Annotated in this window: 29 protein-coding genes; all 29 read right to left on the bottom strand. The window is 38.5% G+C overall.

The genetic code is table 11. The features are described from left to right. Positions 1-6: 6 nt before the first annotated feature. Complete coding sequence (locus HHK02_RS04380) at positions 7-561, bottom strand: decarboxylating cobalt-precorrin-6B (C(15))-methyltransferase (protein WP_003669930.1); 555 nt, start codon at positions 559-561, stop codon at positions 7-9. Continuing rightward, entirely contained in the window at positions 562-1,323 is a 762-nt protein-coding gene (locus tag HHK02_RS04375; protein WP_035159597.1) for a cobalt-precorrin-4 methyltransferase, read from the bottom strand. It abuts the gene before it with no gap. Beyond that, positions 1,324-2,379: a cobalt-precorrin 5A hydrolase gene (locus HHK02_RS04370; RefSeq protein ID WP_152697233.1), complete on the bottom strand. Its 1,056-nt coding sequence runs from the start codon at positions 2,377-2,379 to the stop codon at positions 1,324-1,326. After that, positions 2,380-3,105 (bottom strand): precorrin-3B C(17)-methyltransferase, encoded by a 726-nt coding sequence (cobJ, locus tag HHK02_RS04365; RefSeq protein WP_003675137.1) that lies wholly within the window; start codon positions 3,103-3,105, stop codon positions 2,380-2,382. Next, positions 3,106-3,864 carry a precorrin-6A reductase gene (gene cobK / locus HHK02_RS04360; RefSeq protein WP_003675135.1) on the bottom strand — a complete coding sequence of 253 codons (759 nt, stop codon included), beginning with the start codon at positions 3,862-3,864 and terminating at the stop codon, positions 3,106-3,108. It lies immediately after the preceding gene. Further along, positions 3,865-5,259: a uroporphyrinogen-III C-methyltransferase gene (cobA, locus tag HHK02_RS04355; protein ID WP_003675134.1), complete on the bottom strand. Its 1,395-nt coding sequence runs from the start codon at positions 5,257-5,259 to the stop codon at positions 3,865-3,867. After that, a complete protein-coding gene (locus HHK02_RS04350) occupies positions 5,260-6,036 on the bottom strand; it encodes a sirohydrochlorin cobaltochelatase (RefSeq protein WP_063164357.1) in 777 nt (258 codons plus the stop codon). Beyond that, on the bottom strand, positions 6,037-6,735 hold the full coding sequence (locus HHK02_RS04345) for a cobalt-factor II C(20)-methyltransferase (protein ID WP_003669941.1): 699 nt from the start codon (positions 6,733-6,735) through the stop codon (positions 6,037-6,039). Next, entirely contained in the window at positions 6,736-7,479 is a 744-nt protein-coding gene (locus HHK02_RS04340) for an energy-coupling factor ABC transporter permease (protein WP_003669942.1), read from the bottom strand. Continuing rightward, a complete protein-coding gene (locus HHK02_RS04335; protein ID WP_003669943.1) occupies positions 7,480-7,803 on the bottom strand; it encodes an energy-coupling factor ABC transporter substrate-binding protein in 324 nt (107 codons plus the stop codon). It abuts the gene before it with no gap. Next, positions 7,804-8,481 carry a cobalt ECF transporter T component CbiQ gene (gene cbiQ / locus HHK02_RS04330; protein WP_003669944.1) on the bottom strand — a complete coding sequence of 226 codons (678 nt, stop codon included), beginning with the start codon at positions 8,479-8,481 and terminating at the stop codon, positions 7,804-7,806. Next, complete coding sequence (locus tag HHK02_RS04325) at positions 8,482-9,291, bottom strand: energy-coupling factor ABC transporter ATP-binding protein (protein ID WP_003669945.1); 810 nt, start codon at positions 9,289-9,291, stop codon at positions 8,482-8,484. It abuts the gene before it with no gap. After that, a complete protein-coding gene (locus tag HHK02_RS04320; protein ID WP_003669946.1) occupies positions 9,292-10,803 on the bottom strand; it encodes a cobyric acid synthase in 1,512 nt (503 codons plus the stop codon). Then, on the bottom strand, positions 10,804-11,265 hold the full coding sequence (locus HHK02_RS04315; RefSeq protein ID WP_225429473.1) for a precorrin-2 dehydrogenase/sirohydrochlorin ferrochelatase family protein: 462 nt from the start codon (positions 11,263-11,265) through the stop codon (positions 10,804-10,806). Then, positions 11,266-12,531: a glutamyl-tRNA reductase gene (gene hemA / locus HHK02_RS04310; RefSeq protein WP_152697235.1), complete on the bottom strand. Its 1,266-nt coding sequence runs from the start codon at positions 12,529-12,531 to the stop codon at positions 11,266-11,268. It lies immediately after the preceding gene. Beyond that, on the bottom strand, positions 12,532-13,449 hold the full coding sequence (hemC, locus tag HHK02_RS04305; protein WP_003669949.1) for a hydroxymethylbilane synthase: 918 nt from the start codon (positions 13,447-13,449) through the stop codon (positions 12,532-12,534). Further along, entirely contained in the window at positions 13,450-14,421 is a 972-nt protein-coding gene (hemB, locus tag HHK02_RS04300; protein WP_003669950.1) for a porphobilinogen synthase, read from the bottom strand. Next, a complete protein-coding gene (gene hemL / locus HHK02_RS04295) occupies positions 14,422-15,717 on the bottom strand; it encodes a glutamate-1-semialdehyde 2,1-aminomutase (RefSeq protein ID WP_181462807.1) in 1,296 nt (431 codons plus the stop codon). Continuing rightward, positions 15,718-16,308: a bifunctional adenosylcobinamide kinase/adenosylcobinamide-phosphate guanylyltransferase gene (locus HHK02_RS04290; protein WP_003669952.1), complete on the bottom strand. Its 591-nt coding sequence runs from the start codon at positions 16,306-16,308 to the stop codon at positions 15,718-15,720. Continuing rightward, positions 16,309-17,070 (bottom strand): adenosylcobinamide-GDP ribazoletransferase, encoded by a 762-nt coding sequence (locus HHK02_RS04285; protein WP_003669954.1) that lies wholly within the window; start codon positions 17,068-17,070, stop codon positions 16,309-16,311. It abuts the gene before it with no gap. Further along, entirely contained in the window at positions 17,071-17,661 is a 591-nt protein-coding gene (locus HHK02_RS04280) for a histidine phosphatase family protein (protein ID WP_003669956.1), read from the bottom strand. It lies immediately after the preceding gene. Further along, positions 17,662-18,372: a uroporphyrinogen-III synthase gene (locus tag HHK02_RS04275; protein ID WP_003669957.1), complete on the bottom strand. Its 711-nt coding sequence runs from the start codon at positions 18,370-18,372 to the stop codon at positions 17,662-17,664. Next, the gene (cobT, locus tag HHK02_RS04270; protein WP_003669958.1) at positions 18,373-19,425 is read right to left on the bottom strand and encodes a nicotinate-nucleotide--dimethylbenzimidazole phosphoribosyltransferase; all 1,053 of its coding nucleotides are present in this window, start codon (positions 19,423-19,425) and stop codon (positions 18,373-18,375) included. It lies immediately after the preceding gene. A 258-nt stretch (positions 19,426-19,683) separates the two neighbouring features. Beyond that, positions 19,684-22,272 carry a type II CRISPR RNA-guided endonuclease Cas9 gene (gene cas9, locus HHK02_RS04265; RefSeq protein WP_231124904.1) on the bottom strand — a complete coding sequence of 863 codons (2,589 nt, stop codon included), beginning with the start codon at positions 22,270-22,272 and terminating at the stop codon, positions 19,684-19,686. Beyond that, positions 22,273-22,410 carry a hypothetical protein gene (locus HHK02_RS04260; protein ID WP_181462806.1) on the bottom strand — a complete coding sequence of 46 codons (138 nt, stop codon included), beginning with the start codon at positions 22,408-22,410 and terminating at the stop codon, positions 22,273-22,275. It lies immediately after the preceding gene. Further along, the gene (locus tag HHK02_RS04255) at positions 22,411-22,605 is read right to left on the bottom strand and encodes a hypothetical protein (RefSeq protein ID WP_107690218.1); all 195 of its coding nucleotides are present in this window, start codon (positions 22,603-22,605) and stop codon (positions 22,411-22,413) included. After that, positions 22,606-23,433 (bottom strand): exodeoxyribonuclease III, encoded by an 828-nt coding sequence (locus HHK02_RS04250; RefSeq protein ID WP_099979650.1) that lies wholly within the window; start codon positions 23,431-23,433, stop codon positions 22,606-22,608. It abuts the gene before it with no gap. Continuing rightward, positions 23,434-23,766, bottom strand: coding sequence for a MazG-like family protein (locus tag HHK02_RS04245; protein ID WP_003671551.1), 333 nt, complete (start codon positions 23,764-23,766; stop codon positions 23,434-23,436). Then, positions 23,767-23,991, bottom strand: coding sequence for a hypothetical protein (locus HHK02_RS04240; RefSeq protein ID WP_181462805.1), 225 nt, complete (start codon positions 23,989-23,991; stop codon positions 23,767-23,769). Positions 23,992-24,159 lie beyond the last annotated feature (168 nt).

Below are 24,159 nucleotides of genomic sequence, written 5' to 3'. Positions count from 1 at the left end.
TGCCACCTACTTTTGTGCGCTCACAATAATTGTTGGATTATTCGGCTTAAAGAAATGTCCTTTGCCTAATTTATGCCAGCGCAAAACACCGACTTCAATTAATTCAATCTCCTTAAATCCATTATCTTGTAATAATTTTTCAACCTGCATTGCATTCTCAAACAAAATAAAGTTCAAGCCAATTGCACCGCCTTCATTTAAATGAGTGCTTGCAAAACGAATAATTTCATTAAGGTGTGTACCGCTACCGCCAACAAAGATTGCATCATATTTTTGGTCTGGTATATCTGCTGGAGCGGTACCCTGAACTAATTTGATATTATTCAAGCCAAATTTATTTATATTTTGCTGAATGATATCGATACCATCTGGATTCATTTCAACTGCCGTTACAGCTAATTGTTTAAATTCACGGGCAGCTTGAATACTAATACTCCCAGTTCCTGCACCAACATCTAACATCGATTTCTTATTGCTTAAATCTAGTTTGTCAATACTAATTGCCCGTACCTCTGATTTAGTCATCGGTACCTTATTTCTTAAGAACTCATCATCACGCATTTACTTACTCTTTTTACGGAACATTGTACTAAAGCCTGCATCATAAAGGTGTGAGTAATTGTATTCATCCCCAAGGAACTTTCCAACCATAATCAATGCAGTCCGGCGAATATCAGCGTCATGGACCTTTTCAGCTATATCTGCTAGTGTTCCGCGCACAACTTTTTCATCAGGCCAGGTTGCTTTATAAATAACTGCAGCTGGCGTATCTGATGGGTATCCGCCTTCCTCAAGTTGTTCAACTACTTTTCTAATTCCCTGAACAGAAAGGAAAATTACCATTGAGGTTTGGTGCTGAGCTAATGATTTAAGCGATTCGCCTTCTGGTACCGGCGTACGTCCCGCCATTCTTGTAATAATGACACTCTGCGCAACTTCTGGGACTGTATACTCAACACCCATGCTTGAAGCTGCACCAAGAAATGAACTGACCCCAGGAACACATTGATATTTTATTCCGCGTTTTTTCATTTCTTCAATTTGTTCACGAATTGACCCATAAATTGAAAAATCACCAGTTTGTAGCCGTACGACTGATTTACCGTTTTTTACTGATTCTTCCATTCGATCAACGATATCGTCTAAGGTCATTTTGGCACTATCATACTTTTCAGCACCATCTTTGCAATAATCTAGTAAGTCTGTGTTAATTAATGAACCGGCGTAAATTACTACATCAGCCTCAGATAATAATTTATATCCCTTTAACGTAATTAAGTCTGTTTCACCAGGACCTGCACCTACAAAACTTACAATTGCCATCTATATCTCGTGTAACCGACTAAGTGCTATTGTTACTTCGTGGTTAGCGTATCTTTCTGTAGCGTTCCGCTCACCGCTCGCATAATCAGCAGCTGCACAAGCAACATTTCCAACTCCAACCGTCTTCAAGACAAAAGCCGACTCAGGATAATTAATGCTTGCGTGCTGCAGTTCGTGAGCCGAGTAGAACTCCGCTTGAATATTAAATACCTGAGCTAAATATTGAATTGCTGGTTCATTCTTTTTAATATCAATTGAGGCTATCTTTACAATTGATTCCCATAATAACTGATGTTTTGCGCAAAATTCAGCAAATGTTTGTTGCATCATCTCATTAGTGACATTCTTCCGACACCCAATCCCAAGGACATTAACCCGCGGAATAACGTGGATAGCATCTTTATTTTTAGCGAATCTAGAATGATCTGAAACGATAACTAACGGCACCCCATCTTGATGCTCATTTATCTTTGTTAATACTTCAAATCCATCGAACTGCTTTACATAGTGTCGTAAGTAGGGTTCAATATATAGTTCAACCTTGTTACCTTCAGCTAATAATCGGTTTATTTTTTTCGTGTTTTCTTTAAAATTTGGGTACCAACCATTAACTCGTTTTGCCAAAATATCAAGTGATTGAACCTTTTCCGTATCTGTTGCGGTTGTAATAACCGGGGTTGCTCCTGTTAACCTAGCAATTAATCTTGTCCATTGATTTGCTCCGCCAACGTGTCCTGAAAGAAGACTAATTACGCTGTTAGCCTGCTCGTCCATTACGATAACAGCAGGATCTACCGTCTTATCAACAATTACTGCTGCCAATGAACGGACTACAATCCCCGTTGCCATTATGCAAATAACACAATCATACTGTTTAAATAGTCGATGCATCGTCGCTGTAAATTCGCCCTTAGGATAATAATTTTCTTTCCCTTGAGCTAACCGTTGTGGTAAGACGACTTCCGTATGATATGACTGTTCTTGTAAGTGTTCTTGCAATTGACGGGCAGTTTTCGCACCACCTGCTGTTAACGCTATGATCACAAACCGTTTCATTCATAAGGTATAACCTCGTGGAGTAATCATTCTGCCATCTTCAACATATGTATTTTTATTACCAACGATGACAATTGAAGTCATATTAATTTCAGTTTCATCAAGATCTTTAATCGTTGTAACCTTATCAATCTCTTTTGGCCGAGCAACATCTTTACCAATTCCAACGACAGTATCAGGCGACTTATACTTGAGAATAATATCTAAAGCCTTACGAAGATGGTGTGGACGACCTTTACTACGTGGATTATAAAGACAAATTACAAAATCAGCCTTAGCTGCTGCATCGACTCGTTCTGTAATTACATCCCACGGTGTCATTAGGTCACTCAAACTAATGTGACAAAAATCATTCATCAATGGTGCGCCAAGATGCGCTGCTGCTGCAATACTTGCAGTTACACCAGGAATCACTTTGACATCGATATGGGTATCCATCTTGCCTGCTAATTCAAGAACTAGTCCTGCCATCCCATAAATACCGGCATCACCACTTGAAATAATCGCAACATCCTTTCCTGTTGCTGCAATTTCAAGCGCTTTTTTACACCGTTCAATCTCGCCACGCATTCCAGTAACAACTAACTCCTTGCCTTCAATCATGTCCTCAATCAAACGAACATAAGTAGCATAACCGACAATCGTATGAGTATTTTCAATTACCTGGCGTGCTTCTTCTGTCATCAACTCTTTTGATCCTGGTCCTAATCCAACTACATATAACATCTACCACTCATAATTTTCCTCCAAATACTCTTTTAGCTCGCTCAAATCAGCAACTACCGCAGGATAATTTAATTGCGGTCGACGAATAATAATACACGGAATTTGTAATTGTTCACATGCGGCAATTTTTTCCTGAATTCCGCCTTGGCGCCCGCTTTCTTTTGTAACAACCACAACTGAATTGGCACGCTTAAATAATTCATAATTTAATGCTACTGTAAAGGGGCCTTGAATCGCGTCAATTTGAGATGCAATAAACCCCGCTGCAGTTAAATTCTCCATTACGCGGGTTGTTGGTAAGACCCTGACGTGTAATCGGTCAACGCCCAATTTTTCCGCATATTCCGGTGCCGTTTTACTTCCAGTTGATAAGTAAACGTTCCCCTTTACCGTCCTTAAATACTCACAAGCTTCTTCTAATGAGTCCACCATTTTTAATTTGGCGTTTTTGCTGTAAATATTCTGGCGTTCATAACGCAAATAAGGTATTTGGAGTTCATTTGCCTTGTCCATTGCTAGTTGTGAAATGACTCGGGCAAAAGGATGAGTAGCGTCAAGAATGAAGCTGATTTGGTTATCGTGGCAAAAACTTAACAGACTTTCATCAGTAAATGTTGTTTCAACAATGTTTTTAGCATGACGGCGGGCCAGTTCCGCACCATAATCACTAATAACCGATAAGACAAACGGAACCTTATGTTTAGTCAATTCATCCGCAACGGCTAAGCTTTCTGTAGTTCCACCCAATAAAAGAATCATTTATTCACTTGCTAACTCCTCCTTTACCTGCTCAATTGTTGCTTTGATATTTGGCTGACAATTGATTACTTTTTTAAAACCATTCTGCGTTGCAAGATCATAAATGGATTGTCCCATCACAAAGGCTGTTAGGTCCTTTAATTGCTTAAACTGCTCTTCATTTAACGTACTCTTAAAATCCCGTAGACTAGCAGTGCTAGGGAAAATCACTGCATTAAATTCTGCAAGGTCAAACGGCAACTCATGTGTTTGTTCTTTTCGTTGGTAGAGACTAAGAAATTCTTTATGTGAATAAGACGAATTTTGACCGCCAACTTCAAGTACATCATCAGAAAGTTTGGTCGTTGTAACAACTTCATCTACTAACAACCCCTGTGTTGCAAGATGTTTGGCAACACTTTGATTACCTGCAAGAATCTTTTTACCTACCAATGCGCGAATATCTTTTTTGCTTGCTGTAAGTAATTTAATAAATTCTTTATAAGCAAGATAATCATCAAATAGGATTGACGAATATGAATCAAGAACAGGTAACTTAGCTGGGACGGATTCCACTATTGATCGCTGATAAAAGTCCGCAGTTGCGCCTAAATCTTCCAAGCAGTTAAATAATCGCTGCCTCTTACTATATGGTACTAATACATGGATTCCTGCAAGCGGCTTAGCAACATTCAACTGCTTACTAAGCTTAACAACATTCCCTACTACTATTAGTGCTGGTGATGATAACCCGTTTTTATTCACCAATTCCACAATGTTTGAAAGGTTACCACTGACCATTTTTTGTCGCCATTGTGTTGCCCACTGAATAATTGCAACAGGGGTTTCCATCGCTTTTCCATGTGCTATCAATTGATGACATATATTAGGCAGTTGCGCCATCCCCATCAAGAAAACAATCGTTCCTTCTTGGTTAGCGATGTTTTCCCAGTCGAGTTGCTGCCCATCCTTTTTATGATGTCCCGTAATCACGTGGAAGCTCGACGCAAAATCACGATGGGTAATCGGAATCCCAGCAGCCGCTAACCCAGCAATAGCACTAGTAATTCCAGGAATAATTTCAAAATTAATTCCCTGCTGTTGTAGTATCTGAGCCTCTTCGCCACCACGACCAAAGACATATGGGTCGCCAGCTTTTAACCGAACCACTTTTTTCCCTGAGTTTGCATAATCAACTAACATCTCATTGATTTGGGACTGCTTCACTTTATGGCGCAGAGGCATTTTCCCAACATCAACTAGGGCCGCATCATCATTTGTAAATGATAATAATGATGGATCAATTAACCGATCATATAATACTACGTCAGCCTCTCCCAGCCGCCGTTTACCTATTAATGTTAATAGTTCAGGATTCCCAGGACCTGCACCGAGGAGCGTTACTCTACCACTCATTCATCCCCTCTCAATTGTCGTTCGTAATTTAGCAATAAACATTTCTTGAATTTCTTCATACTCACCCAATCCCTTTAATACAGGATGACCAACAATGTCATTTTCTTTTAGGACCGTCTTCCAAGAGTTCGGCTGATCTGATGCCATATCATTATGGGCGTGATTTCCTGCCACCATCATCAATGGCTGCATATATACTTTCTCAACCTTTGCGTGTTTTAGCCGCTTAATTTCATCATGAACATCAGGATAGCTTTCGACAGCCCCAACATAGCTTTTTGTTCCTGCAAGCATGTGGTCTAAGCAAGCATAAGTTGTAAAGGCACTATGAGCTGTTCCATGTCCCATCCATAAAATAGCTTTTCCAGATGGTAAATACGCGCTTTGCTTCTTCAAAAAATTAACCAGCTGTTCATAGTCCGCAAATTTGTCAAGCAATGGCGGAGTAGCAACAAGTTTCTTAAATTGTGGTGAATAACCATCGATAGCATTTTGGACTAATTGGTATTCAATTCCCGGAATAATATGCAAAGATTGCAAGTAAACTTCTTCATAACCCTGCGCTCTTAATTTATCTAATGCTTCTTGGATACTATCAACTTTGATTCCTTCATTTTTATAGATACGTTTCCGAACAATCGTTGATGTAAAAGCGCGGAATACATCATAATCAGGAAACTCTTTACTAATTTTCTTTTCCGTAGCTCCAATTGTTTTTTCACGGGTTTCCGGATATGTTGTCCCGAAGCTTACTGCTAATATTGCTTTTTTATTCACTTATGCCTCTTTTTTCTTTAATAACGCGGTTGAAAAATACGGTAGCTGGTCGTCTGCTGAATATTCTGTTAACCGTTGCACCCTTTGATTAGCCATTGATGCATTTTCGACAATAACGGTTTTATCTAATAACTTTCTTTCTTTGAGGATTTGATAAACTTTCTTAAAATTAGTGGCAATTTTCATAATGACAACATTATCATTTAGGTCAATTACCTTTGCTAACTTTTCCTTATCGGCCGTTGCAGGGACCACTTCTAGCGATTCCTCATCCAGCATTAATGGAATTGATAAGCTAGCTGCAATTTGGCTAAATGATGAAATTCCAGCGATTGTTTGAACATCAATGACTGGTATCAATATGTCGGCAAGGTAACTAAAAGTACTGTAAACGGATGGATCCCCTAGTGTAAGGAAACCAACATTGTTTCCTTGTTGCACATCATCTTTAATTTCATCCGCAATCTTACGCCAACTCTCCATCTTAGTATCCCAATCTTTTACCATTGGAAAATGGCGCTTCTTTATTGCTAATGTTGCTGGCAGATATGGGGTTGCAATTCTTTCTGCAACACTTTTACTTCCCTTATGCGCTTGCGGTACATACAAAACATCTAAATTCTTGATCGTATTGATTGCTTTAACAGTCAATAATTCACTATCTCCAGGACCAACACCAATTCCATAAAAACTTGCCACTCATTGTAAAGCCGACTCCTTCCAAAGATCATTACTGATTACTAAGTTGTAAACAATAACCGTTAATAAGCCTTCAGCAATCGCTAATGGAATTTGTGTTACGGCATAAATTCCGAGGAACTTGACAAGTGCTGCTCCAACACCACCGTTTGGATCTGGAAAAACAATTGCTAATTGAAAGGCAGTTGTTACATATGTTGACCAATCCGCAAACATTGCACAAAGGAATAATGATATAGACCGTCTAACCTTCATTGCTCGACAAAGTTTCCAAACAGCATACCCAACTATTGGTCCAACAATGGTCATCGAAAATTCATTAGCTCCAAGAGTAGTTAATCCACCATGAGCTAACAATAAAGCCTGGAATAATAGCACAATAACACCCAAAACAGACATAACACCTGGGCCAAACATTACTGTTCCTAACCCAACACCTGTCGGGTGAGAACATGAACCAGTAACTGACGGCAGTTTTAATGACGAGAGAACAAAAACAAAAGCTCCACAAAGCGCTAACATAACCTTAGCATTAGGAATATCTGAATTGACGATCTTGTGCATTCGATATAATCCATAAATGAAGAATGGTGCGGATACAACAAACCAGAAAATACACCACTTAGGCGGCAGCATTCCTTCCATGATATGCATTGCGTGAGCTGTCATCGGATAAGCAAGGGTATAAATAAAACCAATTGCTAAAAATAACATAAATTTCCGATATTTTTTCAATGCTCCCATTTACTTACCTGTGACTTGTTGCTTCCCATTATTCTTAGAATTTTCTCTCGCTTTTTTCTTGCCATGCGCTACACCAATAAAGTAACAAATAACTCCTGTCCCTAAAGAACCTTGAACGGTAAAAAGGAGGCTTTCAATCTCGCCCGATGGTGGTGTCCAAACGGGTTGTGCCCACACCTTATAATGGGGATCAAACTTCTTTATTTGTTCAGTCCCTTGGTCATCACTACCTCCGTACTCACCCTTAACAAAAATAAATGGAATCAGAACCAGCAATATAACACAGATCAATAAGATGATGTTAGTCTTTGTTCGCTTCTTCATCTAGATATAAAATTCTCCATCATATAATTTAGCATCTAATGCTTTTGTCATCATTTCATAGTTAATAATAACTTGTTCAAAAAGCATCTTCGCTAAAATACCAGATGAATGAATCATTAGTCCAAAGGAATCATATCCGAATCGTAGTTTTTGTGCTCGATGAATTTGATCGAATGCATCAACAAAGATAAAGATAAAGCGATACATTAGCATCGTAACCTCAATCATAACACGAGGAAACCTCGCTGCTTTGAGTACCTGCAAAATCTGAATAAACGGTGTTGTTAATGCAAACCAATAAGTGCAAACAATTGCCGTCATACACTGCAACGCCATTTGCCCAGCTTTTGGCATCATAACCTTTGCCATCCCAATATAGACGCTTCCAAATTTTATTGGCCAAATTAGCGCGCTTCGTTGCGGAGAAACCGTCACTACAATTCCAATAATACTTAAAAGGACAAAGGGAATAATTGCATAAAACCAGCTAAGATAGCGCCTAAAAGATACCTTTGTCACATAAATCGTAATTGCTGCAACTACTACCAAAACTGCTAATTTCAGCCATTGAATTGGTTGAAAAGCAAGAATAATTCCGCCAAGCCATAATAAAGCCTTAAGTTTTGGTGACCAGTTAACAATTCGATTTTCATAAGCATATTTATCAATACTCAGCATTCAGTTATGTTTTCCTTCAATCGCAAATAATTCTTGCTCACTATCGTATAATGGCAAGCCCAGTTTCTGGTGAATTTTTACTAGCCACGGCTGGTCAAGCTTATTTTCCCGCAATAATTGTTCATCATCAAAGACGGTTTGCTTATCTCCCTGCTTTAAAATCTTCCCTTTTCCTAATAAATAGAAGTAGTCACAGGTCTCATACATGAAGTCCATGTCATGGCTTGATAAGATTATTCGCTGTCCGTTATTTACTAATTTTTGAATCAGTTTTTGCATTCTAATTCGACCATCCGGATCAAGGCCGGACGTTGGCTCATCAAGCAGGATCCATTCTGAACCAATTACCATCATTCCAGCAATCGCAACTCTTTTTTTCTGACCGCCGCTTAAATACTGAATTGGTCGTTCCTTTAATGGTAGAATATCAAGTTCACTTAATACTTTTTCTACTCGTTTATTTATTTCTTCGCTAGGAACTTTAAGATTATGCAGTGCAAAAGCAACATCGTCTTTAACAATTGAATAAAAAATTTGCTGATCTGAATTTTGAAAAACAATTCCTATTTTCCGCCGCAGTTTACGTAGTCCTTTTTTGGAATATTCTACAGGTTCTCCATCAATTAATATTTCTCCGCTAGTCGGCTTTAGTTCACCAACTAAATTAAGAAAAAGGGTTGATTTACCCGCACCATTGTGACCCATAAAGCCAATTACTTTATGATTATCTGCACCAATCTTTAATGAAATATCATCGAGAATTTTTACCCTATCGTCATAACTGTAGCTAAGGTGTTTTAATTCAATCATTCACCCTTTACTTTTTGTTGAATCATGCAAAATCTGTTCAAACTTTTCCATATCAACATTTTGTTCAAATAATTGAGCAAGTTTCTCATATTGCTGATCTTTATAATCGCTAATCGAAACATTAGTGTTAACAAGTGGCGCTAAACCCTTACTTGTCCTAATCTTATTCAAAAAATGGCGCGTCCAATAAGGATTATCGAAAATTCCATGAAGATAAGTCCCCATTACGGTTCCATCGCTACTAACCGCCCCGTCTTCCCGCGACTCTGATTGACCGTTAGTCGTATAAATAACAGAGAAAGGCGTTGCATTTAGGCCTAATTTAGTAGTCCCCATATGAATTTCGTAACCCTTTAATGTATAATTCTTTCTTTTGGCAACGGCCTGTGTTGTTGTCTTTTGCTCGTTAAAGGTTGTTTCCGTGTCAAGCAGCCCCAAACCTGCTTGTTCCTTAATTGGTGATTCAATTGCTTCGGGATCATAAAGTTTTCGACCAAGGATTTGATAACCGCCACAAATACCAACCACCTTACTACCATCTTGGTGTGCTCGTAAAATTTCTTCATATAGCCCATTCTTTTTAAGAGCAGCAAGGTCCTCATTTGTATTCTTGCTTCCAGGGAGAATTAGAAGGTCTGGCGTACCTAATTCGTCTGCTTTTACAACGTAACGAACAGATACGTCCGGTTGGATTTCAAGACTATGAACATCGGTAAAATTAGAAATTTTATCAAGATCAATCACAGCAACGTCCAATGCTTTCCCCGCTTCTTTTTGACGCGACTTCCGAGTTAATGAAACACTATCTTCCTCATCAATATCGATGTCACTCATCGGTAAGACACCAATAACAGGTACTCCCGTTAATTTTTCAATCATCTTGTTCCCCGGTTCAAGTAAACTTTTATCGCCCCGGAACTTATTAATAATAATCCCTTTAATCCGTCGCTGATCTTCTAGCGGCATTAATTTAATGGTTCCGTAAATAGAAGCAAATACGCCGCCTTTGTCAATGTCGGCAACAAGAATTACAGGGGCATCAACCATTCGGGCCATCCCCATATTAACGATATCATTATCGTTTAAATTAATTTCAGCAGGACTGCCGGCTCCTTCTAAAATTACCGCATCATTTTCACTTGCAAGTCCTTCATATGCTTCCATTATCTGGGGAATTAATTGCGGCTTAAACTTGTAGTAGCTTGCAGCATCCATGTCAGCAAGTACTTTGCCCATTACAATTACTTGCGAATCTTTATCGGTTGATGGCTTAAGCAGTATTGGGTTCATCCGCACATCTGGTTTTACCCGTGCTGCTTCCGCTTGATAGACTTGTGCTCGTCCCATTTCATCACCAATATCAGTAATAAATGAATTCAACGCCATGTTCTGTGATTTAAATGGAACAACTTTTTTTCCTTGATTAGATAATATTCGACAAACAGCTGCAACTAACCAACTTTTTCCGGCATCTGATGCTGTTCCCTGAAACATTATGGACTGTGCTGACATTTATTCAAACTCCTTATGAAATCTCTTACTAACCCATTCTTTAATCTCATTTTTCATTTTTTTAGCAACACTGGGTGATTTTCCCATTGTCGAAATACTGATAAACATATCATCTGAGCTAAGTGTTGCTAAATTATAAAAATCAGAATTAGTTTTATCACTAGTATTATTTACTAATTGAAAATGTGTTGCCTCCGCTTTGACACGGTCGTTAACCTGCGCGTCATTTGTACATGCGATAATAATATCCATCTCTTCGACATATTTCCGCCGATAAATATCCTGAATCCAGTTAATCTTAGCTTGATCAATATTCGCAACTAACTCAGGACTAATAACTGTCGGTACTACACCAGCCAAGAGCAATTTCTTAATTTTACGATGGGCAACTTTTCCGCCACCAATTACTGCTACGTTTTTTTTTGCCAAATTTAAAATAATCGGATATGGTGCTTCCATCATTTATCTGTCATTTTCTTGATTCTCCACCTTTAAATTGTCCATCCCAAAGATTTTACAGAAAAAGTCAATATCCGATGTCGCTCCTGGCGTTACTGATAACTCTTTGATCTCTTTGATTGGTCCCTTAATCATCTGGTTAATGATACTCTTCATATGCTTACTAATTACTTTACGTTCATGGGCATTTAATTCTGGTAATTTACGTAGAAGACTATCATATGCTTCTCCTTCAATTTTTAATGAATGCTCACGAAGCCCTCTAATTACAGGAACAATATGCAATTGCTTTTCCCAAACATAAAAGTTGTTAACTTCAAGGGGAATTTCTTTAGCAATTTGATTTAACATTTGATTTTTCTTGGTGTCATTCGTTTCTAATATTGAGTGCAAATTATCGATATCATAGTAATTGACGGATTCACTATCATAGGCGACATTTCGTGGAACACCCAAATCAACAATCACTTGCTGACGATCATCGGTTACCCGATATAGTGGCTCTTTTACTGAAGCAGCAAAAACAGCAGCATCAACCTCTGCCATCACTGAATCTAACCGGCTAAATGGTCGTGCTTCCACTACCCCTTGCAACTCGTTAGCAATCTGTTTAGCTTTCTGGTCTGTGCGGTTCAATAGTAAAACTTTACTAAAGCCCATGTTACTAGCATTATAAGCAGTATGTTTACCAATATGTCCTAACCCAATTACCGCCAAACTCTTACCTTCTAATGAACCAAAATCGCTTTTAATTTGATGTAATCCTGCTTGACTAGAAGACTGAGCCAGTTCACTTACCCGATACTCTGTATGCATTCTTTTAGAGAATGTAATTGCCTGCCGAAACAGATGATTCAATATTACTCCGGTTGTTCCTTGATCTGTTGCAACTTGAAATGCATTTTTCATCTGTCCCAGGATCTGCGGCTCACCTTTAATTAAAGAATCCAGCCCCACAATTACTCGGAAAAGATGACTTGCAGCATCATCCTTGGTGGTAATTGAAACATACTGATTAAATTCTTCTACCGTATAATGGAACAACTCCGCCAAAAAACGTTTAATGTAATAGCGACCCGTATGAACCTGGTCCACTACCGCATAAATTTCAGTCCGATTACAGGTTGAAATCAACAAGTTTTCTAAAATACTCTTTTCCGCATTAAGCAACCTATTAGCTTTGGGAATCTCGTCAGCTGAAAAAGAAAATTTCTCTCGTAATTCAATTGGTAATTGATGATAATTCAAACTCACACACATCAAATACATCTAATCTCCTTCAATAATTCCAAAATTATCCTTAGCCAATAACTGATCAGCAACCACCTTGCCGACTCCAGGCTTATTGGCAGGAACTGCTACTTCTTTAATTAAGTGTTCACCATTAGGGGATGCTATTAACCCGTCAAAAACAATCTGCTGGTCCTGTAAGTAAGCATGCCCACCAATTGGGAAATTACAGCTTCCTCCTAACTCACGCATGAATTCTCGTTCGATATGAATACACTTTGCCGATTGCGGATCATTAATCTGATCAAGCATTTTGCGTACTCTTTCATCCGCCTTCCTACATTCAATTGCTAAACATCCCTGCCCAACAGCTGGAACAATAATATCTTTTAGTGATAGCTGATGATAGCTGCTTAAGTCAATACTCAAGCGGTCTAGCCCTGCCTCAGCTAAGACAACTCCGGCAAGATTTTCTGTGTCTATTTTCTTTAGCCTAGTGTCTATATTACCCCTAATCGGTATAATTTTTAAATCCGGTCGAACATTCAATAACTGACCCTGACGGCGCAAACTATTAGTACCAATTCGGGCACCGTGTGGAAGAGCATCAAGACTGGTGAATTCTTGACGGCTCACCAAACAATCAAACGGCGATACTCGTTTAGGGAAGGCGCCAAGTGTTAATTCATCAGGCAGTACCGGCATTACATCCTTAAGACTATGAACAGCAAAATCAATGGTACAATTTTTTAACTCTTCTTCAATCTCTTTTACAAAAACACCCTTACCGCCAATTTTAGCTAGGCTTGCTTGCTGATTACGATCGCCCTCAGTAATAACATTCTTAATTTCAAATTGTGTTGTCGGAAAAAGTTCCTTAAGCGATGCAATCACTAGCTTGGTTTGCGCCATTGCCAGCTTACTTTTCCGACTACCAACAATTACTTTATCTGTCATTTAAAGTTTTTTAGCAACGTCCTTGGCAAAGTAAGTAATAATTAAGTCTGCCCCAGCTCGTTTCATTCCAACCAAACTTTCATAAACTATTTGGTCCTCATTAATCCAGCCATTAGCTGTAGCTGCCTTAACCATTGCATATTCACCAGAAACATTATATGCAACTAGTGGTAATAAAGTATGGTTACGAACTTCACGCATAATATCTAAGAAGGCCATTGCTGGTTTAACCATCACAAAATCAGCACCTTCCTTTTCATCACTAGCTACTTCACGCAATGCTTCTAGGCGATTAGCTGGATCCATTTGGTATGTTTTTCGATCTTTAGGTCCTTCTTTAGGTGAACCATCTGCTGCGTCACGGAATGGACCGTAGAATGAAGAAGCAAACTTAACCGCATAGGACATAATTGGTGTGTTCTTGAATCCTGCTTCATCTAATCCTTGACGAATAGCAGCGACATAACCGTCCATTGCATTTGATGGCGCAATAATATCCGCACCGGCTGCCACTTGGCTAACTGCTGTTTTAGTAAGATATTCTAAGGATTCATCGTTTAAGACTATTCCGTCTTTAAGAATTCCGCAGTGACCGGTACTGGTGTATTCACATAAGCAGGTATCTGCAATTACGATTAATTCAGGATAGTTTTTCTTGATTAACCGAATCGCTTGTTGGACAATACCATTCTCTTCCCAAGCGCCGGTTCCAACCTCGTCTTTTTTCTCTGGAACACCAAAAATAATAATTGATTTAATACCAAGGTCCACGATTTCCTTGATTTCATCCAAAATGGTATCAAGACTATACCGGTAAATTCCCGGCATTGACGGAATTTCTTCTTTGCCGTTGATTGTTGCGTCCACGAAAACCGGCATAATTAAATCATCTTTATTTAAATGAGTTTCTCTTACCAAATCTCGCATTGCAGCGCTAGTACGTAAACGACGATGACGATCAAATTGCAACATTTACTTGGTTGCCGCATTAAATGCTGCATCAAATGCTGCAATTGTCTTTTCAATGTCCTCATCAGTGTGCTTAGTAGAAATAAAGTTTATTTCAAATTGTGAAGGTGCCACATATACACCATGAGCTAACAATTCCCAGAAGCACTTTTCAAATAACTTCTGATCACAAGCTTTAACATCATCAAAATTATTAATTGAATCACTGTTGTAGAAGTAGCTCCACATTGTTCCAACATGATGAACAGTCATTGGTACACCATACTTATCTGCAGCTTGCTTAATCCCATCAGTTAATGCTGTAACTTTTTTATCCATCTCAACATAATCTTCAGGGGTTAATTGCTTAAGCGTACTGATTCCGCCTGTCATTGCTAATGGATTTCCAGAAAGGGTTCCAGCGTGATAAATACTACCAGCAGGGGTAATTTGCTCCATAATTTCACGACGACCACCAAACGCACCCACTGGAAGTCCTCCACCAATAACTTTGCCTAGTGTTGTTAAATCAGGGGTAATATTAACTAAACTTTGTACACCATGATATGCTGCTCGGAAGCCAGACATTACTTCATCAAAAATAAGAAGGGACCCGTGCTCTTTGGTAACATCACGAAGAGTTTGCAAGAAGTCTTGAGTACCAGGAATAACACCCATATTTCCCGCTACTGGTTCAACAATCGCACAAGCAATTTCATCCCCATGATCTGCAAATAATTTCTTAACACCGTCCACATCATTGTAGGCAACTGTTAAGGTATCGTAAGCAAGGTCATCAGGTACACCAGGCGAAGTATTAATGCCAAATGTTGCTAAACCTGACCCTGCGTCAACTAATAGCGAATCACTGTGTCCATGATAATTACCCACAAACTTTACAATCTTCTCGCGGCGAGTGTACCCACGGGCTAACCGAATAGCACTCATTGTCGCTTCCGTTCCTGAAGATACCATCCGAATCATTTCTATTGATGGCATAATCTTATTAACAATTTTTGCTAATTCAGTTTCCTGTAATGTAGGCGCACCATAGCTCGTGCCTTTTGCAACTGCCTTATCAAGCTCAGCTACTACTTGATCGTCTGCATGTCCTAAAATTAGCGGACCCCATGATAAAACATAATCAATATATTTATTTCCATCAATATCGTAAATATATTCGTCTTTACCATGGTCAATAAAAAGCGGATCGCCACCAACATTTTTAAATGCTCGTACAGGACTATTAACCCCGCCTGGCATATACTTTTGTGCTTCCTTAAAAGCTGCCTTTGATCTTGTTGTATTTAATTTACTCAACTACTTAATTTTCTGGACTAATCCGCTAATGACAAAATAGACGTCATCTGCTTTCTTGGCAATTAGCTGGTTAACCTCACCATACAAATCGCGTAAAATCCGTGTTTGCTTGGTTGCTGGTACTACTCCTAAGCCAACTTCATCGCTAACTATTACCATTGATTGACTATTCTGCTTTTGCGCTATTAAAATTTTTGTCCACTCATCAAGAATCATTTGTCGAATTTTTGCTATTTCTGTCGAAGATGTTTGCTCTAAATAAGCATCTATTCTTTCTGGCGTTGTTTTAGTTAGCACAAAATCATAAAACAAGTTTGTAACTAGCATTATCGCATCATCAAGTAAGTAGCCATCTAAAGGATTATCTTCAATCGCTTCTGCAATATCTCTATATTGTTCTCGCGTTGTCCAATTAGCTGATCGGCGCTCTTGATGGCGTTTTATTCGTAATTGCATTTCACCGTCCGGATTTTTTACTACACCAGTTGCGATATAGCAAACCTTTTCTTGGCGCGAATATAAACTTTCAGCAAATTCTGACTTACCGCTCTTGGCACCGCCTAAGACAAGGGTTAAGTTTTGCTTTCCCATTCATAATCCAAACCTCAATAAAATAGTAAGTGTTATCAAAAAAATCAATGGAGAAAGACTAGCAAATGCTCCTAACGTATCTCCCGGCGTTCCTCCTAACACTTTCGTCACCTTTCGACGATAGAAAAAGGCTACCAATGGGATCATTAAGTAGCTAACTAAGCCCTGCCATGAAAAGCAGAGGCTAACAACAATAATTGCAAAAAACTGTGCGACTACTATCCGCCAAGGTTTAATTCCTAGCCAGATGTTTGAAAGCCCCTTTTTATTACCTGGATAAACCATTTTATAAAAGAGGAGTGACAAACCGGCCTTAGTCAGCATAGTTAGACAAATTGTCAATAGGATCATATGAGTAAGGGTTAAATAACGGCTAATAACAATTCCTAAGCCAACAACTAATGCATAATAATAGACCAGTGCCAAGCTCCCCATTGTCCCTAGCCGACTGTCCTTCATAATTGCAAAAATCTTATCAGATGTTCGAGACGAGAAAAAGCCATCGGCCGTATCGGCAAGTGCGTCAAGGTGAAAGCCCCCCGTTAATAAGCCATCAGTAATCCAGTATAAAATCCACGCAAACCATAATGGAAAAAGGTAGGTAAAGCCCCAAAAGATTAGCCCTTCAATACATCCTAATAAAAAGCTAAAAAGGGTAATATATTGGATACTCGTTTTGAATTTATTAGTTGCATCATCAACAGGGATTGGAATGTTCAGCTTAGTAAAAAACTGCCCAAATAAAATCAACGCATCTTTCATCTATTGATTCATTTCCCACTGGTAAACACTCCCATTTCTAAACTCAATTGTGCTATAGCAAGACGCCTTAAAATCAAGCGAATAAAAATCCGCTGTCGGGTCAATCAATTCTTGGTATATCAGACGAAGAGACCCAAGGTGGGCTACGATAAAAACTACATCACTTTCCGTAACATGCTCCAATAACCATTGCAAGCCTTGCTGTACCCGAGTCCGAAAGTAATCAAACGGTTCGACTGTTGCTGGTGTATATGTTAACGGTGCCGATAGCCATTTTTCCCAATCTTCTGGATACTGAGTTTCAATTTCATCTGCATCTAATCCTTCCCAATTGCCAAATCCTTTTTCAGCTAAATCAGGAATTATTATTGTCGGAGTTGTCGGAAAGAATGCTTCTGTTGCACTAATCGTTTGTTTTGTCCGTTGAAGATTAGTCCTAACAAATAATGTAGGCTGAAGCTTTCTTACCTTTTCTGCTAATTCCTGTGCTTGCCTTTTTCCTTTTTCATCAAGACTAACATCAGCCGACCCGTAAAATTTTCGCAAATGATTATAATTGGTCTCTCCGTGTCGTGCTAAAATCAGTTTCATTTACTTATTCCTTTCGCTTTGCCAAATACTCTCTAACACATGTGCTAAAACATCTCTTTTTTCTGTTGGTACTTTTACTTTTAGCCCCTTTGTCGCCAAGTACTTTCCCGTGCTTGTTCCTAATACATAATAATTAACGTGTTTATAATCGCTACTATCAACTTTAGTCATCACTTCATACATCCGATCAAAGTTAGACGAGCTTGTTACTAGTATTGAGGTAATTTGATGCTTTAAAAAGATTTTTAAGCCCTTGCTAGCATGTAGTTTATCCCACGTATTTTGGTAAATTACTACCTTACTTCCAATAAAGTCGTCATAGTACTTTTCGGCCTTATCCCCAATTAACCAGCATACACTAGTAACCTCTTGCTGTTCTAAGTCTTTAAGAAGAGCATTCCGGTTTTCGCTCTCTGCTACTTTAATCGGATTTTTGATTTTTTCTTGTAAAACTTTTTTGATCTTATCACTAAGGACATAAATCGTTGCGGCTTTATTAAGTTTACTTAACTCCTCAATAAACACTTTTGCTCCGTACAGGCTAGTAATAACCAATGTCGCGCTTTTTTTTACCTGCTGAATCTCTTCTCTACTGAGTTTAACCGGTTTTAGGACGCGAAATGGAAAGTAAATCACGTCTTCTTGCTGTTCTAATCGCATCCGCCAATAAATTGGAATTTTATGTTTAGGATATGTTATCAAAATTGCCATTTAAGGAATAAAGTTAAAATCCATTTCCTGTAAAGTATTCATATTTTCCAAAACCGATTTGATCCCATCTAACCATGGCAGGATCATCATTGCCCCGCTTCCTTCGCCAACACACATATCAATATCAATATACGGTGCCAAACCTAGTGCTTGTAATACAATCTGTGAACCATGCTCTTTTGACTTATGGGTCGGAATCATATAAGCAATAATCTCTGGATTGATCGTACTTGCTAATAATGCTGCCGAATAAGATAAAAAGCCATCTAATAAAACCGGTTTCCTCATTGCACCAGCAGCTAGGATCGCACCGGCCATTGCACCAAGCTCGAGTGCCCCAACCTCACTTAACACCGTTAGTGCATCATTATTCTTCTTTCCACTAAAGCCCGCACGATCAAGGCTTTTATTAATTACTGCGATTTTATGCTTTAGCCGTTCATCAGAAATATTAGAGCCTCTTCCCGCAACTTCTTCACCGGTTTTTCCTAAGATTGCCGCAATTATTGCTGATGCTGCTGTGGTATTGCCCATTCCTAACTCACCAACCGCAATTACTTGGTTACCAGCTTGGTATGCTTCGATTCCTTTATCAAAGCCATATTGAACTGCCCGCCTTGCTTCATCAACCGTCATTGCGGGTTCCACTAACATATCACCGGTTTCTTGCCGAATTTTATTTTCCTCTACCAACGGCGAGTTTAATTCGGCATTAATTCCGATATCATAAACCTGCAAATGACAATTAAATGCTTTTGCGAGCGCTGCAACGGCAGTATGACCATTCATCATATTCACCGCCTGAATTGCCGTAATTTTTTGCGGGCTCGCTGATACGCCTTCGTGAACTACGCCACTATCAGCTGCAAAGACCAAACATTTTCGCGGTTTAACATCAAAATCGCTTGTCCCATAGATTCCCGCTAAATGATCAGCTAATTCCTCAAGCCGACCAAGCCCCTTGACTGGTTTTGCGAGATTATCAAGTCTTGCTTGCATCTTAGCCATTGCTTCTTTTGACAACGGTTGGCATCGTACCTCATTAAAATTCATAATTTATCCATAAATTTGCGAGAATACCCCCACTTCTATAAGTAGGGGATGAATCGCTCTCTTAAAGCACGTTAGTGCTTTTTCTTTTGTTCTATGATATATTTAGTATATATCTATAAAATGTGGTGAAGACTCTCTTCTACTTATTTTTTGGGTTACTTAAGTATAACGTGAGAGTTCTTGCGTTTTCTATTTTTTACGCGAGAAAGCCTAGAGTCGCGGTGGTTAGCCGTGATTCTAGGCTTTCAAGTTTCAGAATTACGCGAGAAAGCCTAGAGTCGCGGTGGTTAGCCGTGATTCTAGGCTTTCAAGTTTCAGAATATTAATTGGTTTGCCTGTATATATATCACGTCCAAGCTGGGTAAAGTATAAGTATAACCGATCTGATAAATCTGAAACACTACCTAACTCTTTAATTAACTGATCATCTTTAAGTAATTCCTTGGCGGTAGTTTCATAAATTTTTTGGATTTGTGTTTTCCTTGCCTTTACACGATCTGACCGTTCATCTGAGCGAGCAAACTCTAACGAAATAAACTTCGGTGCTTTTCCAGCTGCCTTAACAATATCATCGACAACTTTAATTACCTGACGAATTGCCTTTTTATTTTGCGGTGAAGTATAGGCCGCATCAAGAACATCTTCATAGTTATCCTCAGTTAATTTATCTTGATTTTCATTAGCAATCTGTTCAGCAAACTCTGGACGACTTTGAATTTCCATAAACGTTCGCTGTGAATTCCAAAGCAAATCAATAATTGAGCTCCCATTCTTATCTTTTAGCTCAACTAGTAATTTCTTTGATAATCGTCCCCAGCCTTGATAGCGATGGCTTACTAACTCATTTTTTTGTTTTTCAGTTAACCATTCAATTTCTTGTAACTTAACCTTATAGATCCGTGAATCTTCAAAAACAGTTGACCATTCAATAATCTTTTCTAAATCATCCTGCTTATTAGCATCATCAACAATTTCACTCCCTAGTATTTTTTGTAAATCAATATATGAGCTTAATTGTGAATTAAATTTTTCGGGATCAGATAAACCAGTAATTTGTGGTCGCTCAGGCATTTGAAGATTAGACTGTAAATAATTTATTAATTTCTTTTTAGTAACTGTTTTATGCTGCTTAAATAAGTCATTGTAAATATTCTGCTTAACTGGAACATCTAACTTATGTCCATTTACCCGAATCATATTTAGCTCATTCAATACCTTAAAACGTTCGTAAATAAGGTTATGGGCAGGTAATACATCTTCGCCGATTAAATACGTATCCTTAGTAGTCATCCGCTTAATAAAGTTATTTGAAGACGAAATTCTATCTACTTTTTTATCAAAATTCCATGGCGTGATTCGACCATTTTCTTTACGAACCATCCACGCAAATGAAGCGTTTTTATTTCCTTGTTCTGTTTGAGGGGTTGTTTTAGGGTCAATTAACGGTCCAACATAATACGGTACCCGGAAAGCAATCAATTCATCTAGCTTATACTTTGCATCTTTATGCTCCTTAACTGGATTTAATTCTGCTAACCATGGATAATATTGAGATTGGTTTACAATAATTTGATCAAGTTCCTTTTGGTGAAGTTGATATGGAATAACCCCATTTTGATTGGTCCGTTGCTTGGGCATAAACTTCTCTTCACTAATTAAACCAAGAATTTTTTGAGCTGTTTCGGACTTATCAAGATTCTTCTTTACTGCCTTATAAAATTCTTCTTGAGAAATATGTCCGGTTTTCTTTGAAGAATTTCCAACATATTCGGCATAAACTTCAGCAATCTCTTTCCGATTTTTTATAGGAAGGGTCTTTACATATTTCTTTAATAAATCAAGGTGTTCCTTATGAGTATCATACTTATCAATCATTGCTTCGGAAAGACTCATTCCACTTGGAACAATTCCATTTAAAGTCAATCGTGAGTACAAACTTAAAATAATATTCAAAATTGATTCTTGACTTTCATCAAGTTCGGAAATTAAGTTGGGTAACTTATCATCAATGTCGGCGCTACTAAAGTTTAGTTTCCATTTGCTTTTATCCTCTGCTTCAATTTTCAAAATTTCATTTAGTGAAAAATTATAGCCAAGAATTGCTTTACTTATCTGAGTAGCAATTTGCTTATTTATTTTATCCAGTTCCTTATTATTTTGAGACGTAAGTAAAAGTTTAGCAACTTGCTTTTGCTTATCAAACTTCTTAATACTATGATCCAGTAAAATATCACTTATTTCTTTTACATTTTGTAAATTAATTTCAAAAATATTATTAGGATCTTCATTTAAGTAAAGACTATTCAGCTCATTGAAATCACCTGCAAAATCAATCTTACTCGTATCAAAATGTGCTACAGGTGTGGAATTCAAGAAATTTCCCCGGTACTTGATCATATGGTGAATTGCTAAGAAGATAGCCCGAAGATCAAATTTTTTATTTTCAGTCATCAATGCATATCGCAAATGATAAATTGTCGGATATTCCTCATAAAATTTTTGATCTGTAATATCAGGAAAAAGTAATGATCCACTAAAATTTTTGTTATTATCTTTTGGTGAAAGATTTGATTCTTTCAAACGTGCAAAGAATGTGGGATCAACAGGCGTAATATATAGGTCAAAAAACTCTTCTAATAATGATAAGCGCCATTTACGCCGATTCAATCGACGACGGGTAGTGCGAAAGCCACGTCGGTCTGCCGCTGTTTGCCCTTCTTCAAATAGGTTAACCCCCACTACTGTTTTTCCTTTTAACTTAATTGGGTTATACTGTTCATCGATACCAGCAAAGCCGACCGAAGTTGCTCCAATATCAAGTCCAATATTATAGTCTTTCTTTATCATCTAAATCATTTTTTCCTTTGTCATCTCAGCAGCATAGGCAACACTGGTTGATTGAAAAAAGGTAGTGCTAAGTCCAGTACTAGTTCCAACAGTAATACCGGCAAGAGCGAGTACAAGGCCCTTAGAAACTTTATTCATTTATTTATCCCAAATAATGTGGTGGTTATCATTCTTGGCAGTGTGGCCAATTACTTTTCCATTCAAGTAAATAGTAGTTGGACAGCCCTTTTGAATGTCTTTTTCAGATAATTTCTTAAGGTCGTTGTCTGCTAATGTGCCATACACACCATTTTGCAAATCTTGAATCAAAAGTGAACGACGGGCTTTAGGCAATTAAAGATCAATTTCTAGAATAATTGGTGTATGATCGCGGCGTTCTCCACTATCGATCATTCCCGCTTCTGTAATCTTATCAGCAAGCCGATCACTGACTAACCAGTAATCAATTCTCCAGCCAGAGTTATTTTGTTTACTAGTAACCACCCGTTGTGCCCACCAGGAATAAACTCCCTTTTCGTCGGGGTGAAGGTGTCGGAAACTATCAGTAAAGCCAGCAGCTAATAGTTTTGAGAAATGCGTACGTTCTTCATCAGTGAATCCAGCTGAATGATGGTTGGTTGCTGGATGAGCTAAATCAATCTCTTCATGAGCCACATTAAAATCACCACTAGCAATTACCGGTTTTTGCTGGTCAAGTTCATGCAGGTAGTCTCGGTAACAATCATCCCACGTTTGCCGCTCATCTAACCGTTTAAGCCCATTGCCGGAATTTGGTGTATACACTTCCGTAACATAGAAGTCCGGAAATTCAAGGGTAATGATTCTTCCTTCATCATCCATTGGTTCTGGCGCATTAATTTTAGGATAAGTTACTTTCGGCTCATATTGGGCTAAATAAAGGTACATGGTCCCAGCATACCCTTTCCGTGCTGGCTCAACGGAACTTCGCCATGCCACTTCATAATTGGGGAATAATTCTTGTAAAACCGTTAAATGCTTCTTAGTTGGCCCATTCTTTGACAACTTGGTCTCTTGAATGGCGATGACATCTGGCTTCATCGCTGCAATCTTTTTTAATACTTCCCGCGTTTCCCCTGCCCGTACGGAAGTTCCAGTTAGTGCTGCATTAATTGAATCAATGTTCCACGAAATAAATTTCACCTATTTCTCCTTTTTATTTCTTGATTTAAGGTCGCTTTCTTTGATGAATACCCCATCGGCAGTTGTCTTACCCGTTCGCTTTGCAATTTCTTGATAAGCTGCGGTAAGTGCTTGTTGATGGTCAACACCCACTAATTTACAAAAGATTAGCAATGCAATCTGTAAGTCCCCGATGCTATCGATAAGCTTAGTCCGATTTTCCTTATTATACGCACTCGAAAGTTCGCCAAGCTCTTCAGCCATCTTCATAAATTCGACACGTGGATCCGCGTGGTCAATCCCACGTTCATGCGCCCACTTATCAATTTTTTGAAATAGCTCCTCGTAATTCATTTAGTTCTTTAAATCGAAAAAGTCTCCCATTTCCTTAAGGCTGCGATCTTCTTTTGAACGACCTTTATTAATAACGGCTGTTTGAATTTGGTGATAGAAAATAAGCGCTTCTTCATATCCTTCCTTGTAAACCCTTAATTTGTCTTCAGTGGTAAGATCAGGTGAACTTTGCACGCAAGCTAAAGCAAACTTAGCAGGGTCGATTCGATAATTGGTTAAGTCCATAGGGACTGTGACATAAGTTAAGTTACTTTCATAAAAAGCAAATACGCAGTACAACAATGGCCTCTAACGTCCGGCAAAACCGAACGTTAAAGGCCTATTGTTGCTTGCGGGGGCTCCCAAAGGCTAGCTTCGCGTCGAAAAACGAAGTCACAAGTGACTTTTTTCTCG

Source organism: Limosilactobacillus reuteri, from assembly GCF_013694365.1.
GTDB classification, from domain to species: Bacteria; Bacillota; Bacilli; order Lactobacillales; family Lactobacillaceae; genus Limosilactobacillus; species Limosilactobacillus reuteri_E.
This window is presented reverse-complemented; position numbering and strand designations above follow the sequence as displayed.